We start from the raw sequence: 16,778 nt of genomic DNA, 5'->3' as shown, positions 1-16,778 counted from the left end.
CCGCCTCATCCGCAAGACCACCACACGGATCTCGCGTAAACCCGACGTCTGGCACTACCGATACAACGCCTTCGACCAACTCACCGACGTATACACGCCCGACGGGCAGTGGTGGCACTACACCTACGACTCCCTCGGCCGCCGAACAACCAAGCAACGTCTGTCGAATGGTCGGAGAGTCCTCGGAAGAACCGAATACACCTGGGACGAGTCCCGGCTCATCGAGCAAAGCGACTCATCAACCAGAACTCGATGGCAGTATCATCCCGGTACTTTTGTTCCGATCACCCAGTCTTCGTTGGAGCCGGGCGCAAATCAGGAAACCCAGGCCGTACTGACAGATTTAATCGGCACCCCCACTCAGCTTGTCGATCCCATTTCGACGACGACATTGGCGATATCCTCGAGCGATCTCTGGGGCCAAGTAGTCTGGCGTGGTAGCATAAGCATCCCTCTTCGATTCCCAGGCCAGTACTACGATTATGAGTCCGGCCTTGCTTACAACCACTACCGCACGTACGAGCCTTCCACAGGAAGGTACCTCACCCAAGACCCCTTAGGTCTCGCGCCCGCCTCGAATCCGAACGTCTACCCACACAATCCACTTACCTGGATGGATCCGCTTGGACTTCAGTGCCTGAAAGACAATGAGGTCTATCTGTACCGAGCGGTCCAGCAGCGAGAACTCGAACAGATTCTCGAAAACCGCGCGTTCACGAACCCGGCCGGAATTGAAACAAAATACTTTGCCTTCACCGAGGCCGCGGCCAATTCCTACGCAAGAGAAGCGTACAGAAACTGGCCCGATGAGGGTCCATACACCATTGTGCGAACAACAATAGACAGAAGCCTCATTCCTGATATCAGCCGGGTAGACTTGGCCGACAGAGGCGTCGGCGAAGCCGTCGCACTGCCAACCGAGTTGCTTTCCAGACTTGGTAGACCGAGGATCCTCCCGCATTGCATGATGGAAAGTTGAATGAACCTGACACTAGTGATCGCAGCACCATCGGATTCAGCGATATCGGCATGGCGCACGGCACTCGATGGAATCCCGGACGTACGCTTTCGAATCGGCAAGATGCCTGCGATCGCCGACGGCTGCGACGCCGCGATAGTTCCCGCCTACCTGGCGCTCGATCGGTACGGCGGAACGCCGAGTCGAGAGGCAAGAGTTGCAGAGAATCGGCGCAATGACGGCCTGCCGAGCCGCATCGTGGTTACCCCGGGCTACGGCCCCGTTGCCGAAAAGGTCGAAAGCAGCAATCTCAGTGGACCCATACAGAGCATGTTCACGTCGTGCCTGAGAGCGGTAGAAGAATTCAATCACCTCGCGGTAGCCCAACCGATCCGGACGCTCCTTATCCATGTTGTCGCCATCGGATTTCCAGCGGTCGATGACATCGTGATCGCCTCCGCATTTCGAAATGCCTATATCGAGACGCAGGTATGAACTAGCAAAATTGCAATTTGCCAGTTCCAGAGCGTCCAGTATTGACTCGTTCATGGAGATATCACTTGAACTCGAAACCGAATCCAAGAACAACGACTCTCTGGCGCCCTACGGGTCCAGAAGAGCTGGAGCTGGTCGCTGGCTCCGGCTGGCGTGAATGGCCGCCACGCCTTCCTGATCAGCCGATCTTCTATCCGGTGCTGACTGAGGAATATGCAATACTTATCGCCAGAGATTGGAATGTCGCCGCCTCCGGCGCTGGTTACGTTACGAGGTTTTCCGTTGAGAGCGAGTTCCTAGCCAGATACCCGGTCCAGCAAGTCGGAGGTCGCGAAATTCTCGAATACTGGATCCCAGCAGAGGATCTGCCGGAGTTCAATCGTCATATCGTCGGCAAGATCCGAGTAGTCCACCGGTTTCCGCCTGATGCAGTAATTCCAGCGGCATCGGAGTAATCAAAGATGGCCGGCGGCGCCGCCAGGACAGGTCGGCGATATCGATGCCGCCGTGGCCGAATTCGAGACCCTCCACGCGCTGAGGCTTCGGCTCCTCAGCCCGAACCAACCGGATACCCGTCGGGCCGAGCGTGGCCTCATATTCTGGCAGGCCGCAGTACCTACCCGCATAACCGGGAATTCGACGCTCAGCGCCGCGCGAACACAGGTGCACGTTCGGGTCGGATACCGATCCCTCCGATGTAGGCGGACAACCCGCGCAATGCCGGGGATTTCCGCAACGCACGCACGGGAGCCGGGAGACGGTGTTCGTCCAGCGTGCCCGCGAGCGCGGGGCCCAGGAGCATGTCGTGTTCGCCGCGCTGAGACCGTTGCGCGACCACTGTGGGTAGCAAGCGACGCCGTTGGACCCGAGCCAAGTCGCGCCTGGTGACCTGCCCACGCAATAGCGGTTCGGCGAGGATCCGCGCGGCGGCGACCGCGTCCTGAATCGCGAGGTTGACGCCCATCCCGCCCACCGGCGACATGGTGTGGGCAGCGTCGCCGAGGCAGAGCACGCCGTCGCCGTACCAGCGGCGCAGCCGGTTCATATCGGTCCGCAGCAGTTTCACATCATCCCAGCAACGCACGGAGGCCACCTGCTCCTGCGACCAGCCGAACATGCTGGCGAGCCGTGCGCGGAAGGCTGCGACGTCCTCCGCGCGCATGCTCTCGTCCGAACCCTTCGCGATCAGGTAGGAAGTCTGAAAATAGTCCCCGCGGTCCATGGTGACCGCGACCTGTCGATCGCCGAACCAGCCGAAGACTTCGCCGTCACGACTGTTGTCGCCTTTGGGGATTCGCACCTGCCAGACGTCCATCGGAACGTCGAAGTCTATGGCGCGTAGCCCGGCTTCGCGGCGAACCATCGACCGGCGACCGTCGCAGCCGACGGTCAGCGCGGCCGAAAGCTGGTGCACACCGCCGTCGGCGTCACGGTATTCGACGCCGACGACACGCCCGCTGTCATCCCGGAGCAATCCGGTGACCGCGCAGTTCATGCGCAGTGTGAATGCCGGCTCTTCGGCCGCGGCTGCGGCGAGCAGGTCGAGAAAATCCCATTGGGGAACCATCGCGATGTACTTGTGCCGGCCCGGGATTCGGCGGAAGTCCGCCATCACCACCGTGCTGGCACCGATCTGAATGCGCATCTGTTCGAGCCTGCCGGCGGGCAGCTGCGCGAAACGCTCACCCAGCCCGAGCTCGTCGAGTAGTCGCAAGGTCGATGGATGGACGGTGTCGCCCCGGAAGTCGCGCAGGAAATCACGATGCTTCTCGAGCACCGTGACCTGAACGCCCGCGCGGGCCAGCAATAAGCCGAGCATCATCCCGGCCGGTCCACCGCCGACGACTACACACTGCGCTCGTTCGATCATGCCGCCACGCTAGCAGAAACTTAGATAGTGTCTAACTTTAGAGTGTGTGCAACAATCGCTGCGTGGTCGAGAGCCTCGGATTGCGCGAACAGAAGAAACGCCGCACCAAGCAGGCGTTGATCGAAGCCGCCCTACGGCTGTTCAGCGAGAAGGGCTACGACCACACGACGGTCGCCGAGATCGCCTCCGCGGCGCAGGTGTCGTACGCGACCTTCTTCAACTACTTCGCCGCCAAGGACGAGGTGGTCTTCGCCGACGACGACCTGTACGAGGAATTGCTGCACCAGGCGTTCGACAGCCGAGAACCCGGTGAACGTCCCGCCGATCTCCTCCTCAGGGCGATCCGGCACCTGAGCACGGCGACGTCGTGGAGTTTCCCGCTGGACCACGAACTCACCACCGTGCGAGCCCGTTTGATCACAGAAGTACCCGCGTTGCGCGCAGGCGCACTGCTTCGGAACGCGGCATTGCAACAGCGGATGGCCGAGGCGCTACTCACCACGTATGCGGATGAGATCGACGTCGTCCACGCCGCGGCGCTGACCGGGGCGCTCGTCGGCGCCGTCGATGCCGTCGCGAACTCGAGCGCGGGACACGAGGCATCGCCGGAAGCGATTCCGGCGCTGATCGATACGGCCGCCAGGATCGCGCTCGCCGGTCATCTGTCGACGGCAGAGTAGTCCACAGCCCGCGGCGTGGAACGTCGAATACAGGGCTGATCAGCGCCGCAGTTCACCGGCATAGTTTTCATCAGATCGGCACGGTCTGGTATCGACGACGGAATCGGCCGTGACCATGGCGACGATCACCGCGGTACGCGACTCCCCCGCGCACTGAGCCTGCGGATCGGCCCGATCAGCGATCGGTACACGGGCCGCACGAGACGTCCGGACAGATGCCGGTGGCGCTCCTCTTCCCACACTCGCGCACGCGGGTGCGAGGCGAGGGGTGACCAGCGGTCCGGGATCGGCGGTTCGGAGGTGTGGAATGTGATGTGGCACAGGTGCTTTGTGTTGATGAAGCCATACTGGCGCGGACTGACCAGCCGCACCGGGGCGCCGTGGTCGCTGTTGAGCGGTTGCCCGTCGAGATGGTCGGCGATGAGGACATCGTCAGCGAGGACGTCGCCGAGCTGCACGATCGACTCGAAACCGTCCAGACCACGGAAGACCACGTGGGTGATCGATGCGCCCGGCTCGAGGAGCGGCACGACCTTCGTGCGGTAGAGAGTCTCGAACGGCACACCCTCCCAGAGCAGATCGGTGGCGGACCAGCCGGCCACGCAATGGAAATCGGCGCGCTGCTCGCGGCGCGGCATCGTCGCCAGATCGGCGACAGGCACCGTGACGGTCCCAGTGAGCGGTCCGGCGATCTCGATGGCGGGGTCGGCGGGAATGGGTGGCGGTGGGTGATGCAAGTGGGTGCCGAAGCGCGGGAAACCGTCGACGGCGCGCTGGCCGGGTGGGAGTGCCATACCGATCCTCCATCTATACGGTTGCGTATAGATGGCAGCGTATCGCGCAGGAAGCCCGGCGTCGAGAGTCGGCATCGCCACCGCACCCGGCTACCGCTGGGGACGCCGTTGCACAGCGTCGGCGAGCACAGTCGCGACGAGATTGCCGATCGCCGCATCGCCGGGCGCGCCGGCATCGCGGTCGGCGAAGACGAGATGCCCGCCGCCGACCAGCGACAGGGTGAGCGAATCAATATCGGCGTCGGCGGCGATCCGGCCGAGGGCACGCTCCTCGGCGAGATACGCCGCGACCGCCTGCGTCATCTCACCGAGAATCGCCATCCCACCACCCGGCCGTGCCGTGCGCAGCCTGGCGCGGAGTTCGTCGCGGAAGGTGATGAGGGGAATGATGGCCACCGGGACCGGGCCGAACAGGGCGGTGAGCGCGTGTGCGAGATTGTCGACGACGCTGCCGCTACCTGCCGATTCACGCAGTAGGTCGGCCTGCGCCGCGAGCTGCGTCGCGCGATCGAGGACCAACTCGGCCAGGAACGCGTCGAAATCGGCGAAGTGCCGATGCAGGACACCCTTGGCACAACCGGCCTCGTCCGTGACGGCCCGACTCGTCAGTCCACTCGGACCATCCCGCAGCAGCACCCGTTCGGCCGCGTCGAACAGTTGCTGCCGGGCGTCTTGCAGATGCACACCGGTCGGCACGCAGCGCTCCTTTCGCACGATTCCATTGCCAGGTGGGCAAGCGCCCATTAATGTGGGCGCATGCCCACTTTATCGCAGCAACCGGAGCCGCCGGCGCGGCAGCCACATCGAGCACGCACCATCGCCGAGTCATTCGGCGTCGACGCACAAGGCTACGACCGGGCCCGGCCGCGCTACCCCGACGCACTGATCGCCCGCATCGTCGCGAGCAGCCCCGGGCCCGAGGTGCTCGACGTCGGCTGCGGCACCGGCATCGCCGGGCGGCAATTGCAGGCCGCCGGCTGCCGGGTCCTCGGCATCGAACCGGATGTCAGAATGGCCGAATTCGCCGGTGCCCGTGGACTTCCAGTCGAGGTCGCGACCTTCGAGGCGTGGGCGCCGCGAGGGCGTAGCTTCGATGCCGTCGTCGCCGCACAGTCCTGGCATTGGGTGGATCCCGCGGCGGGTTCGGCCAAGGCGGCGCGGGTCCTGCGCCCACGCGGGCGGATCGCCATTTTCGGGCACGTCTTCGAACCGCCGGCCGAGGTGGCCGAACCGTTCGCCGACGCCTACCGCCGCGCGGCGCCGGACTCCCCGTTCGCCGAACAACCGGCCCGCCGGCCGCTGGAGCTGTACGAGGCGACCTACACCAAAGTCGGCGAATCATTCACCGCGACCGACGCTTTCACCAGCCCAGAACTATGGCGCTACGACTGGGACCGGACCTACACGCGCGAGGAATGGCTGACCCTTCTGCCCACCACCGGCGGCCTCACCTCCCTCACTCCCGGCCAACAGGCCGAGATCACAGAGGCGGTCGGTTCCGCCATAGACGATCTGGGTGGCAGATTCACCATGCACTACACCACCCTGGCGATCTCCGCAGTTCGCGACTCGTCCGCCTGAACCACCAGTCGCACCAACCGCGACGATCAGTCGCTAACCGGCCCCTCCGCGTGTCGCCGCTTCTTCGGGCGCGCTCACCAGATCACCCAGACTCCTGATGAGGAAGGCGTTCACCGCATCGGACTGTTCGAGTTGAACCAGATGGCCTGCACCGGGCACCTTTTCGGTCGCGCGCAGGTCGGAGACATGAGCGCGCATGGTGTCGAGGGGGTCGCGGCCGCTGAAACCCTCCATATCGGGGTCGTTCTCGCCGTAGACGAAATACACCGGGACGCGCACCGAGGCGCCTGCGTAGTCGGCGGTCAGTTCCCAGTTGCGGTCGATGGCGCGGTACCAGCTGAGGCCGCCGGTGAACCCGGTGCGCTCGAAATCAGCTGCGAGAGTCTCGAATTCTTCAGATGAGAGCCACTTCCATGGCAATGACGGTGCTTGTGGGAGGGCCTCGAGGTAGCTGATGCCGGGTGGGTTCTGCCAGGTGTCGAGGTAGTGGTAGTCGCCGCTGAGGGCGTAGTACACGCGGGACAGGAACTCGCGCGGCGCCGCGGCCAGCGCGGCGTCGGCGACGCCGGGTTCGCGGAAGTACTCGAGATGCAGGAAGTGTTTCTCGGCCATCTTCGACCAGTAGCTCGACGGTACCCGCGGGGCGCGCGGAGTGAACGGATTGTTCAGCACCACCAGGCCGCGCACGCGCTCGGGCGCACGCAACGCCAGCTCCCACAGCAACGCCGCACCGAAATCCAGGCCGACGAAGACGGCCTGTTCGGCGCCGATGTCGTCGAGCAGAGCGAGCAGGTCCCCGATGACAGCCTCGTTGGTGTAGGCGTCCACGCCGTCGGGGATGTCGCTGCGGCCGTATCCGCGCATGTCAGGGGCGATGGCGCGGAAACCCGCGGCGGCCACCGCAGCCATCTGGCGATGCCAGACGAACCAGGTGTGCGGGAAGCCGTGGCAGAACACCACCGGATAGCCCGCACCCTGCTCCGCCACGTGCAACCGCACGCCATTGCCCGTCACAAACCGATGAGCTACTTCCACGACAACCTCCCGAACACTAGAACGCGTTTCAGTTTCACGGTAATGTCCCCGGACCGTGAGCGGAATACCTGCACAACTGAGCGGCCGGGTCGCGGTGGTCACCGGGGCCAGCCGCGGCATCGGCAAGGGCATCGCCCTCGAGCTGGGCGCGGCCGGCGCGACGGTCTACGTCACCGGACGGTCGACCACACCGGGGCGGCTGCCCGGCACCGTGAACGAAACCGCCAGCGAGATCGACGCCTTCGGCGGCACCGGTATCCCCTACATCTGCGATCACCGTGACGACGACGCGGTGCAGCGGCTGTTCGAGATGGTCCGCGGCGAGCAGGGCCGTCTCGACGTGCTGGTGAACAACGTCTACAACTCCCCCGCCGCGGCACGCTGGCTGGGCAAACCGTTCTGGGAGGTGCCGCCCACGGCCTGGGACGAGACCTTCGACGTCGGTGTGCGCTCGCATTACGCGGCCGCCTTCTATGCGGCGCCACTGCTGCGTGAATCGGGCGGGTTGATCGTCAACATCTCCTCCCCCGGCGCGGAACGGCATATGCACAATGCCGTCTACGGCGTCGCCAAGACCGCCCTGGACCGGCTCACCGCCGATATGGCACATGAGCTGGCCGCGGACGGCGTCACCGTGGTGTCGCTGTGGCCGGGCATCGTGAATACCGAACTGTTGCAGATGATTCCGCGTGACGCCGAGGGCAAGCGGCAGGTGACGCTGCCCGGTGAGGGCAGTTTCGACCTGGATGCCGCGGAAACACCGCGGTTCCCGGGCCGTGCCGTCACCGCCCTGGCCGCGGACCCGGACCGGCTGCGCCGCTCCGGCCGCGCCTTCCGTGTGGCTGATCTCGCCGAGGAATACGGGTTCACCGACGTCGACGGGCGCATACCGCGCGCGGACTGAGGGCTGCGGCCCTCAGGCGACCTCGAGGAACCGCCGCACCGCCCGAGACGGCTCGGCCCGCCACGCCAACCGCACCCGTGACGGCGGCGCGTCCGGCAGGTCGCGGTACACCACGCCCGGATGCGGCGCGCGCACCCGGGCCAGTTCGGGCACGACACCGATGCCGCGACCGGCGGCCACCAGTTCGATCCACTCGTCGAAGTTGGTGCAGGTGATCACCGGCCGGTCGGGGTCGGGCGGATCCCAGGACGCGGCGGTGGTGGTGCCGGAGATGGTGTTCACCACCAGCGGCTCGTGATCGAGGTCGGCCCAGCGCACTCCGGTGGCGGTGGCCAGCGGCGAGCCGGCGGCGACCGCGAGGACCCGGCGTTCGGTGGCGATGGGGCGCGAGCGGAGGTGGCGGGGCAGGCCGTCGCCGGTGCGGTAGAGGGCGATATCGATGGTGCGGTCGGTGAGGGCGGCCAGTGGGTCGTCGATGCGGCGCAACGCGATGCGTCCACCGAGTTCCTCGAAGCGGGTGCGGGTTTCGGCGAACCATTCGTCTGGCAGCAACCAGGAGAAGCCGAGTTCGACGGCCGCGCGGCTGCGCAGGTCGGCGCAGACCCCGTCGACATCGGCCAGGATGCCGCGCCCGCGATCCAGCAGCTCACGCCCCTCGCCGGTCAGGGCGAAGTGCCGCGAGCTGCGCTCGATCAACCGGCATTCGAGCAGCCGCTCCAGCTGCTGGATGGTCCGGGTCAAGGCGGGCTGGCTCAGGTGCAGGCGGGCGGCGGCACGGGTGTAGTTGGCTTCCTCGCACAAGGCGACGAAGGCCCGCAGGTGACGCAGCTCGACGTCCATGCGTCCAGCGTATACATCGTGCACAGGAAGCATTTCACACCGGTGCGGCGCGGCTCTAGCGTCGAGTCACATGACCGTGAACACCGCCGCCGACCTGGACGCCCCCGCCGCGCGCATCCCCGACGAGCACCGGCACATGGCGCAAGCCTTGGCTGCCTGTGCCGGTCTGGCGGCGGCCATGGGCGTGGGTCGTTTCGCCTACACGCCGTTGCTGCCGGTGATGATCGACGCGCAACGCCTCGACGCACACGCCGGTGCCGTCGTCGCGGCCGCCAATTACGCGGGATATCTGGTCGGCGCGGTCCTGCTCGCGCGGGTGCCGAAGCTGCACGGGCCGGGCTTGTTCCGTGTGTCGGCGGTGGCACTGGTCGCGAGTGAGGCGCTGATGGCTGTGCCGATCCCGAGTGCGGTGGCGGCGGTGTCTCGGCTGGTGGCGGGGGTGGCCAGTGCCGTGATCTTCGTCGGTTGTGCGCGCGCCGTCGCGGCAGTCGGTGGCAGGCACGGTGCGGGGATCGCGTTCGCCGGGGTGGGCGTGGGTATCGCGATCACCGGGATCCTGGCGCTGGCGGCGCGGCCGGTGGTGTCGTGGCAGGGCATGTGGGTCGGGGCCGCCGTGCTCACCGCACTGCTGGTCGCGCCTGCGTTGCGGTTACCGATTCCCGGTGGAGCGTCAGACGGCCCGGCGGTCCGGCGGGCGGGTGGGCGCGCGTGGCGGCTGCTGTTGGGCGCGTATTTCCTGGAGGGGCTCGGCTACATCATCATCGGGACGTTCCTGGTCGCGGCGGTCGGCGGATCCGGTGACGCGGCACTCGCCCCGGCGAGCTGGGTCGTCGTCGGAGTGGCGGCCGCACCGGCGACAGTGGTGTGGGGTGCGCTGGCCCGGCGCCGGTCCGCGGCAGCAGTGCTGCCCGTGGCGTTGTTCGCGCAGTTCCTGTCGGCGGTGCTACTCGCGGTCTCGGCCGGAACCTGGCAAGTACTGGTGGCGGCGGCATTGTTCGGCGCGACGTTCATGGGCATCACGCTGCTGGCGATGGAGGTCGGCGGCGAGCTGCGTGGCGCGGCCGCGGCGGCTTCGTTGACGGCGGTGTACGGCGCCGGCCAGCTGCTGGGACCGTTGGTGGTGGCGCCGCTGCTGAGCGGGGGTTACGGCACCGCGTTCGGTGTGGCGGCGGTGGTGCTGATGGCGGGGACTGCGCTGGCAGTCACGGTTGCGTGGGCGGTCGAGCGGTGAGCCACACAGGTCCGCTCCCGCGGTGACATCACATCGCAGCGGGAGCGGAATGACGTTCGCCGGTGTTCCTGGTCGCACACCCGGCGATCCGGGCGGATCAGGAGAACTTGATCTCCAGGCCGATGCCGAGGATGGCGATCAACCAGATGAGGCCGGTGAAGATGGTGACGCGGTCGAGGTTCTTCTCCACGACGGTCGAACCGGACAGGCTGGATTGCACACCGCCGCCGAACAGGCTGGACAGACCTCCACCCTTGGCGCGGTGCAGCAGCACCAGCAGCACCAGCAGCACGCTGGTGATGATCAGGAGGATATCCAGGAACATCCGCATGGCCGACAGTCTATGCGGACGCGGCGGCCGGAAACGAATCAGGTCAGCGCGGGGCCACCGCGACCAGGTGGGTGATCGTGGACTCGTCGCCGCTGGCGAATCGTGCTACGGCGCTTTCCCTGATCTGATCCTGCGCGGTCAGCCGCACCTGATGCTGTTGCATATGCTCCGACCAGGAGCGCACCACGAACGCCTCGACATAGCGGTCCACCACACCGACGTCGCGGTAGAGCCGCCACTCCATCGCACCGGTGCGCTGGCGGGACCGGCCGACGAACACCATCGCCGCCAGGAACTCGTCGACGTCCTCGGGCGGCACGTCATAGGAACGCAGCACCATGACCGGTCCGTCGGCCGGTGAGGGCTCCTCCACCAGTTGCGGTTCCGGCCAGAACGCCGACGGCGTGAGATCGAGCGCGTCGGCGTCGTGGCGGATCGGCAGCCACAGGGTGCTCAGCGCGCAGCAGCCGAGCAGGGCCGCCGCGGCCAGCAGCGCCGTCACCACGCCGAACGCGCCCGCGACCAGGCCCCACACCAGCGAGCCGATGGCTTGGCCGCCCATGAACACCAGCATGTACACCGACAGCCCGCGCGCCCGCACCCATCCGGGCAGCAGCAGCTGCATCGTCGCGTTCATTGTGGACAGCGCCAGCAGCCAGGCGAAACCCGCGCACACCAGCAGCAGCAGCACCGGGATCAGGGCGTGCAGCAGCGCCGCGCCGACCGTCGCGACACCGAACATCACCGCCGCGACCGCCAGCTGCCTCGTCGGGGTGAGCACCGCCCGAACCCGTGACAGTGCGAGCGCACCGAGGACGGCACCGACGCCGAGCGCACCCAGCATCACGCCGTAACCGGAGGAGCCCAGATGCAGCCCGTCGCGGGCGACCACCGGCAGCAGCGCCCACAGCGCACTACCCGGCCCGACGAACAGGATCGACCGCAACAGCACCCGCCGGATCGCCGGCGCGGCCCTGATGAACCGGGTCCCCGCCTGCAAAGCCGCCAACGGACGCTCACTGGGCAGCGACCGCTCGGCCGACGGCCGCCGCCACAGGATCAACGCGGCGACGATGGCGCCGAAGGACAGCGCGTTGAGCGTGAACACCAGCGTCGGACCCGACAGTGACACCAGCACACCCGCGATCGCGGGCCCCACCGCCCGCCCGATGTTCATGCTCATGCTGCCGAGCGCCGCGACCGACGGAATCTGTTCGCGCGGCACCAGTTCGGGCTGGATTGCCTGCCAGGCGGGTGCGGTCAACGCCTGGCCGCAGCCGAGCAGGAACAGCAACGTCAGCAGGACCGCCGGTGTGATGTGCCCGGTGGCCGAGGTGACGGCCAGCGTGGCCGCCAGCAACGCCATCGTCGTCTGCGCACCCAGCAGCAGCCTGCGCCTGTCCACCAGGTCGGCGATCACACCGGACGGGATCGACAGCAACATCACCGGCAACGTGGTCGCGGTCTGCACGAAGGCCACCAGCGTCGCGGCGTTCGGCTGGTCCACCAGGATCCACTGGGCGCCGACGGTCTGCATCCAGGTGCCCAGATTCGACACCAGCTGCGCGATCCACAACGTCCGATACACCCGGATGCGCAGCGGCGCCCAAGTGGACGGCGGTGTCGTTGCCGGAGTGGTCACTCCGGTCAGCCTAGTCGCGGCAGTCCCTGGTTCCTGGCCACCGGCGGGACAGTAAGTCACGACCGCAAGCTCGCGCCGACAGATCGTGGCAGACGGTCCGCACGCGAGACTCGATCGACCCGACTCCTGCTGCCTACCTTCCTGGACGTTGTGGCACAACCAGGTCGTCGCGGCCGGCCGAGGGCAGATCGCGCGCTGCAACGAACCGGCTGGGGCGGGTGCGCTCCCGCGCTCGACACCACAGTCCCGAGCGAGCGGGCACCGCTCGAGCACCAGCTTCCGCACCGGCTTGCCGGGATCACGGCGATCGACGAACGGATGTCGCGCTCTGCACCATTGCGGTCCGAGACCGGGCCCGGCGCGGCGCCGGATCGTGGGCCGGTTCGCCAGGCGGATTCAGGATGCCGGCGATAGCGGTGACGACCCGTCAGCGAGCGATGGGTTCAGATCGGGGTCGGCGGCGATGCGGGCGGCGGTTTCGGCGTCCGGTGGGTAGTAGCGGCTGCGGACGACCCACTCGCGGCGGATTTCGGGGATGACGACCTGGATATTGTCCCACTCGTTCTCGAGGGTGTGGCTCCAGTCCATGGGTGCTTCCTCGGGCGGGAAGGCGGGGCCGTCGGTGCGGTCGGCGGCGCGCAGCAGCTCCATCGTCACGCCGAGGTAGTCGTTCCAGCGGGCGTAGGAGGTGGACATGGTGAGGGCGGTGGGGACGTCGAGTTTCATCAGATGCACTCCGCGCGCCCATTCGTGGAGGCCGAGCAGCAGGTTCGCGGTCTCGCGGGTCGCCCGTGGACGCAGCGCCCGGCCCGGCCAGCACCACACCGGTGCGGCACCGTGGCAGGCAATGCCCCGGCGCTCCATCTCGGCGACCATCGCACGGTAGGCGGGCCGCCAATTCACGATCGCGTATTGCCACTCCGCCCGGTAGACGCCGTTGTCACGGACAGCGTCGACGACCTCCGCAGCCTGCAAGGTCCACAATCGCACCAGCGAACCCACCCCACCGGAACACTGACCCCCGAATCCAGCAACGCTTGCTCCCTCCCCTGTCCCCGTATCAGACCGGACACACCATACGGCTGAGAACCGCAGGCGTCACGTGGTTTTCGCCGGGCAAGCCGACGGTCCAGGGCTCACCGGCGCCATCGGCACGCGAGTCGGGACGGGACGCCAATTCAGGGAGTCGAGTGCGCAGCGGCGAGCATGTGAAGACGACGGTCAGCGATACAGCGCGGACACCGGCCACTTGCGAGCCCCCAGTGCCGGACCGAAGTGTGTCGCCCACCTTCGAGCGACAACTCGCGTCGGTTGTCGCTCAAAGGTGGGCGAACTCGCCCCCTGACCTGTCCCGACGTCTTGGCGCCGATCGTCCCGTTCTGGGTGCTGGACGGCCGGCACCCTGGGAAGTGATTGAGCGCAGCGATGCGCATCGTCGGGGCCATCCGCCGCAGCAGGCCAACGGCTCCCTAGCGCTACCGCCCCGCGAATCCCGAGCCGCCGCATCCCCCGCCGGTAGGATCGCGACATGTCGGCACACCTGATCCGGTTCGGAGCGGCGTTGCTGCTCACCCTCGCGGCCGCCACGGCCTGCGCGAACGATGACGACGCCGAGCCGACGGGGCCCGCGCCGACGCCGATGGGCCACACCTACATCTCGACCGAGGTCGAAGGCCCGCCGATTCCCGGTGGCGGCCCGCTGACGCTCACCTTCGCCGAGGGCCGGGTCTCCGCGTCGGCGGGCTGCAACACCCACAGCGGCGCGGTCGAACTCGATGGCAACACTGTCACGGTGTCGGGCCTGGCCAGCACGCTGATGGCCTGTCCGGGCGAGAAGATGGGCGCCGACGAATGGCTCAGCGACCTGCTCAATGCCTCCCCCAGCTGGCGGCTCGACGACGCCCGGCTCACCCTCGAAGGCAACAACACCACCGTCGTCATGATGGACAAGAAGGTCCTGCTCCCCGACCGACCGCTGCGCGGCACCCCCTGGGTCGTCACCGCCCTGCTCACCCCCGACGCCGAGATCCACTCGCAGAAGATCGACGAACTGCGGCCCACCTTCACCATCGCCGAGGACGGCTCCCTCACCGGTTTCGCCGGCTGCAACCGGATGACCGGCTCGGCCACCATCACCGACACTCCCGAAGCCGCCGACATCGCGTTCCAGGTGGCGACCACCAAAATGATGTGCGACCCCGAAACCATGGAGGTCGAACAGGCGGTCCTCACCGCCCTCGACGGCACCGCACAGGCCACCGTCGACGCCGACGTCCTCACCCTGCGCAACCCGAACGGGCACGGGCTGACGCTGCGGGCGCAGTAACGACGCGACGGCTCCGCGGCTCCGAAAACGACTGAGGCCCACCGGAATCAGTATCCGGTGGGCCTCAATACGTATCAGCGCCGATCAGGGCAGCGGACCGCCCGCGGCAATAGCCGACAGGGTGGCGAACTCGTCGCCCTTGAGCGAGGCACCGCCGACCAGAGCGCCGTCGATATCGGTCTGGGAGACCAATTCGCCGACGTTCTTGGCGTTGACCGAACCGCCGTAGAGCACCCGCACCGACGCCGCCACCTCGGGCGAAGCCAGTTCGGCGAGCTCGCCGCGAATCGCGCCGCACACTTCCTGCGCGTCGGCGGGAGTGGCGACCTTACCGGTGCCGATTGCCCACACCGGCTCGTAGGCGATGACGATCTTCGAGATCTCCTCGGCCGTCAGGCCTTTGAGCGAACCGCGCAGCTGCTCGAGGTTGTACTCGACGTGGGTTTTGGCCTCGCGGACGTTGAGACCCTCACCGATGCACACGATCGGGGTGATCGCGTGCTCGAGCGCCTGCTTGGCCTTGGCGAGCACGATGGCGTCGTCCTCGTTGTGGTACTGGCGGCGCTCCGAATGCCCGACCACCACGAAGCTGCACCCCAGCTTGGCCAGCATGGACGCGCTGATCTCGCCGGTGTAGGCGCCTTCGTCGTGCACCGACACATCCTGCGCACCGAAGGTGATGCGCAGCTTGTCGCCCTCGATCAGGGTCTGCACGCTGCGGATATCGGTGAACGGCGGGATGACGGTGACGTCGACCTTGTCGAAATACTTGTCCGGCAGGGCGAACGCGATCTTCTGCACCAGGGCGATGGCCTCGAGATGATTGAGGTTCATCTTCCAGTTGCCCGCGATGAGCGGCTTACGTGCCATTACGCGTCCTCCTCCAGCACGCTGATGCCGGGAAGTTCCTTGCCCTCGAGGTACTCCAGCGACGCACCGCCACCGGTCGAGATGTGCGAGAAACCGTCCTCCGGCAGACCGAGGGTGCGCACGGCCGCGGCCGAGTCGCCACCACCGACGACGGTGAACGCGCCCTTACCGGTCGCGGTCACGATCGCCTCGGCGACCCCACGGGTGCCCGCGGCGAAGTTGTCGAACTCGAACACACCCATCGGGCCGTTCCAGAACACCGTCTTCGCCTCGGTCAGCAGCGCCGCGAACCGGTCCACCGACTCGGGGCCGATGTCCAGGCCCATCCAGCCGTCCGGGATCTCGTGGGCCGGAACGACCTTCGAATCCGCGTCGGCGGCGAACTTGTCGGCGGCGACGATGTCACGCGGCAGGTGGATGACGTCGGCGAAGCGCTCGAGCAGCTGCTTGCAGGTGTCGATCATCTCCTCCTGCAACAGCGAGGAACCGACCGAAAGCCCTTGGGCAGCAAGGAAGGTGAAGCACATGCCACCACCGATGACGAGGGTGTCGACCTTGGGGGCCAGCGCCTCGATCACCGCGAGCTTGTCCGAAACCTTCGACCCGCCGAGCACAACGGCGTACGGGCGCTCCGGGTTCTCCGTCAGCTTGGCCAGCACCTCGACCTCGGCGGCGACCAGCGTGCCCGCGTAATGCGGCAGCTGCTTCGCCACGTCGTAGACCGAGGCCTGCTTGCGGTGCACCACACCGAAGCCGTCGGAGACGAACGCGCCGTCCTCGCCGACCAGCTCGACCAGCGCGGCGGCCAGCTTGGCCCGCTGCGCGTCGTCCTTGCTGGTTTCGCGCGGATCGAAACGGATGTTCTCGAGCATGAGCACGTCACCGTCGGTGAGGCCCTCCGAACGCGCGAGCGCGTCCTGGCCGACCACGTCACCGGCGAGCTGGACATTGCGGCCCAGTTCCTCGGCCAGCCGCGCGGCGACCGGCGCCAGCGACAGCTTCGGATCCGGCTCGCCCTTCGGGCGGCCCAGATGCGCGGTGACGACGACCTTAGCGCCGGCCTCGACCAGCGCCTTCAGCGTGGGCACCGAAGCCAGAATGCGGCCGGGGTCGGTGATGGTGCCGTTGTCGTCGAGGGGGACGTTGAGGTCGGAGCGCACCAGCACGCCCCGGCCCTCGACACCCTCGGCCAGCAGATCTGCGAGTGTCTTGACTGCCATC

At 67.1% G+C, this 16,778-nt stretch carries 18 protein-coding genes; 8 read left to right on the top strand and 10 right to left on the bottom strand.

The genetic code is table 11. The features are described 5' to 3' along the window. The 3 genes from FEK34_RS31125 to FEK34_RS09900 all read left to right on the top strand — a co-directional run. On the top strand, window positions 1-979 hold a 979-nt coding region (locus FEK34_RS31125), incomplete at its 5' end, for an RHS repeat-associated core domain-containing protein (protein ID WP_138447489.1). After that, entirely contained in the window at window positions 980-1,453 is a 474-nt protein-coding gene (locus FEK34_RS09905; RefSeq protein ID WP_138447488.1) for a hypothetical protein, read from the top strand. 65 nt (window positions 1,454-1,518) lie between these two features. After that, complete coding sequence (locus FEK34_RS09900; RefSeq protein WP_138447487.1) at window positions 1,519-1,908, top strand: ADP-ribosylation/crystallin J1; 390 nt, start codon at window positions 1,519-1,521, stop codon at window positions 1,906-1,908. Between the two features lie 188 nt (window positions 1,909-2,096). On the opposite strand, the gene FEK34_RS09895 is transcribed toward FEK34_RS09900, so the two are convergent. Beyond that, on the bottom strand, window positions 2,097-3,323 hold the full coding sequence (locus tag FEK34_RS09895; RefSeq protein ID WP_138447486.1) for an FAD-dependent oxidoreductase: 1,227 nt from the start codon (window positions 3,321-3,323) through the stop codon (window positions 2,097-2,099). 62 nt (window positions 3,324-3,385) lie between these two features. Here FEK34_RS09895 and FEK34_RS09890 point away from each other — a divergent pair, with 62 nt between their 5' ends. Beyond that, on the top strand, window positions 3,386-4,003 hold the full coding sequence (locus FEK34_RS09890) for a TetR/AcrR family transcriptional regulator (RefSeq protein WP_138447485.1): 618 nt from the start codon (window positions 3,386-3,388) through the stop codon (window positions 4,001-4,003). Between the two features lie 125 nt (window positions 4,004-4,128). Here FEK34_RS09890 and FEK34_RS09885 read toward each other — a convergent pair whose 3' ends face one another. Together FEK34_RS09885 and FEK34_RS09880 are read right to left on the bottom strand one after the other, a co-directional pair. Then, a complete protein-coding gene (locus FEK34_RS09885) occupies window positions 4,129-4,797 on the bottom strand; it encodes a molybdopterin-dependent oxidoreductase (protein ID WP_138447484.1) in 669 nt (222 codons plus the stop codon). A gap of 90 nt (window positions 4,798-4,887) precedes the next feature. Continuing rightward, entirely contained in the window at window positions 4,888-5,493 is a 606-nt protein-coding gene (locus FEK34_RS09880; RefSeq protein WP_138447483.1) for a TetR/AcrR family transcriptional regulator, read from the bottom strand. 60 nt (window positions 5,494-5,553) lie between these two features. Here FEK34_RS09880 and FEK34_RS09875 point away from each other — a divergent pair, with 60 nt between their 5' ends. Further along, the gene (locus tag FEK34_RS09875) at window positions 5,554-6,378 is read left to right on the top strand and encodes a class I SAM-dependent methyltransferase (protein ID WP_138447482.1); all 825 of its coding nucleotides are present in this window, start codon (window positions 5,554-5,556) and stop codon (window positions 6,376-6,378) included. Between the two features lie 33 nt (window positions 6,379-6,411). Here the strand turns inward: FEK34_RS09875 and FEK34_RS09870 are convergent, their stop codons facing one another. Continuing rightward, window positions 6,412-7,392, bottom strand: a complete 981-nt coding sequence (locus tag FEK34_RS09870; RefSeq protein ID WP_138447481.1) for an alpha/beta fold hydrolase — start codon at window positions 7,390-7,392, stop codon at window positions 6,412-6,414. Between the two features lie 76 nt (window positions 7,393-7,468). Between FEK34_RS09870 and FEK34_RS09865 the strand changes: the two genes are divergently transcribed. Further along, window positions 7,469-8,317, top strand: a complete 849-nt coding sequence (locus FEK34_RS09865; protein WP_138447480.1) for an SDR family NAD(P)-dependent oxidoreductase — start codon at window positions 7,469-7,471, stop codon at window positions 8,315-8,317. A 12-nt stretch (window positions 8,318-8,329) separates the two neighbouring features. Here the strand turns inward: FEK34_RS09865 and FEK34_RS09860 are convergent, their stop codons facing one another. Then, window positions 8,330-9,157, bottom strand: coding sequence for a LysR family transcriptional regulator (locus FEK34_RS09860; RefSeq protein ID WP_138447479.1), 828 nt, complete (start codon window positions 9,155-9,157; stop codon window positions 8,330-8,332). Window positions 9,158-9,227: 70 nt separating this feature from the next. On the opposite strand from FEK34_RS09860, the gene FEK34_RS09855 reads away from it, so the two are divergent. After that, on the top strand, window positions 9,228-10,388 hold the full coding sequence (locus FEK34_RS09855) for a YbfB/YjiJ family MFS transporter (protein WP_349292420.1): 1,161 nt from the start codon (window positions 9,228-9,230) through the stop codon (window positions 10,386-10,388). Window positions 10,389-10,485: 97 nt separating this feature from the next. On the opposite strand, the gene secG is transcribed toward FEK34_RS09855, so the two are convergent. From secG to FEK34_RS09840, 3 genes are all read right to left on the bottom strand, one after another. Next, window positions 10,486-10,719 carry a preprotein translocase subunit SecG gene (gene secG / locus FEK34_RS09850; RefSeq protein ID WP_036537777.1) on the bottom strand — a complete coding sequence of 78 codons (234 nt, stop codon included), beginning with the start codon at window positions 10,717-10,719 and terminating at the stop codon, window positions 10,486-10,488. 43 nt (window positions 10,720-10,762) lie between these two features. Further along, the gene (locus FEK34_RS09845; RefSeq protein WP_138447478.1) at window positions 10,763-12,361 is read right to left on the bottom strand and encodes an MFS transporter; all 1,599 of its coding nucleotides are present in this window, start codon (window positions 12,359-12,361) and stop codon (window positions 10,763-10,765) included. Window positions 12,362-12,757: 396 nt separating this feature from the next. Further along, window positions 12,758-13,351 (bottom strand): DUF3841 domain-containing protein, encoded by a 594-nt coding sequence (locus FEK34_RS09840; protein ID WP_138447477.1) that lies wholly within the window; start codon window positions 13,349-13,351, stop codon window positions 12,758-12,760. Window positions 13,352-13,889: 538 nt separating this feature from the next. On the opposite strand from FEK34_RS09840, the gene FEK34_RS09835 reads away from it, so the two are divergent. Next, window positions 13,890-14,687 carry an META domain-containing protein gene (locus tag FEK34_RS09835; protein WP_138447476.1) on the top strand — a complete coding sequence of 266 codons (798 nt, stop codon included), beginning with the start codon at window positions 13,890-13,892 and terminating at the stop codon, window positions 14,685-14,687. A gap of 84 nt (window positions 14,688-14,771) precedes the next feature. Here the strand turns inward: FEK34_RS09835 and tpiA are convergent, their stop codons facing one another. Both tpiA and FEK34_RS09825 read right to left on the bottom strand, forming a co-directional pair. Beyond that, complete coding sequence (gene tpiA / locus FEK34_RS09830) at window positions 14,772-15,557, bottom strand: triose-phosphate isomerase (RefSeq protein ID WP_138447475.1); 786 nt, start codon at window positions 15,555-15,557, stop codon at window positions 14,772-14,774. Continuing rightward, window positions 15,557-16,777, bottom strand: coding sequence for a phosphoglycerate kinase (locus FEK34_RS09825; RefSeq protein ID WP_138447474.1), 1,221 nt, complete (start codon window positions 16,775-16,777; stop codon window positions 15,557-15,559). The genes tpiA and FEK34_RS09825 overlap by 1 nt, the downstream gene beginning before the upstream one ends. Window position 16,778 lies beyond the last annotated feature (1 nt).

Origin of the sequence: Nocardia cyriacigeorgica, from assembly GCF_005863245.1 — a bacterium.
Lineage (GTDB): Bacteria > Actinomycetota > Actinomycetes > Mycobacteriales > Mycobacteriaceae > Nocardia > Nocardia cyriacigeorgica_C.
This window is presented reverse-complemented; position numbering and strand designations above follow the sequence as displayed.

Bases quoted from the DNA above. Each gene is read 5' to 3' on its own strand.
- secG (WP_036537777.1), bottom strand. From the start codon at position 10,719: ATGCGGATGTTCCTGGATATCCTCCTGATCATCACCAGCGTGCTGCTG.
- FEK34_RS09895 (WP_138447486.1), bottom strand. From the start codon at position 3,323: ATGATCGAACGAGCGCAGTGTGTAGTCGTCGGCGGTGGACCGGCCGGG.
- FEK34_RS09860 (WP_138447479.1), bottom strand. From the start codon at position 9,157: ATGGACGTCGAGCTGCGTCACCTGCGGGCCTTCGTCGCCTTGTGCGAG.
- FEK34_RS09885 (WP_138447484.1), bottom strand. From the start codon at position 4,797: ATGGCACTCCCACCCGGCCAGCGCGCCGTCGACGGTTTCCCGCGCTTC.
- FEK34_RS09875 (WP_138447482.1), top strand. From the start codon at position 5,554: ATGCCCACTTTATCGCAGCAACCGGAGCCGCCGGCGCGGCAGCCACAT.
- FEK34_RS09905 (WP_138447488.1), top strand. From the start codon at position 980: ATGAACCTGACACTAGTGATCGCAGCACCATCGGATTCAGCGATATCG.
- FEK34_RS09855 (WP_349292420.1), top strand. From the start codon at position 9,228: ATGACCGTGAACACCGCCGCCGACCTGGACGCCCCCGCCGCGCGCATC.
- tpiA (WP_138447475.1), bottom strand. From the start codon at position 15,557: ATGGCACGTAAGCCGCTCATCGCGGGCAACTGGAAGATGAACCTCAAT.
- FEK34_RS09825 (WP_138447474.1), bottom strand. From the start codon at position 16,777: ATGGCAGTCAAGACACTCGCAGATCTGCTGGCCGAGGGTGTCGAGGGC.
- FEK34_RS09835 (WP_138447476.1), top strand. From the start codon at position 13,890: ATGTCGGCACACCTGATCCGGTTCGGAGCGGCGTTGCTGCTCACCCTC.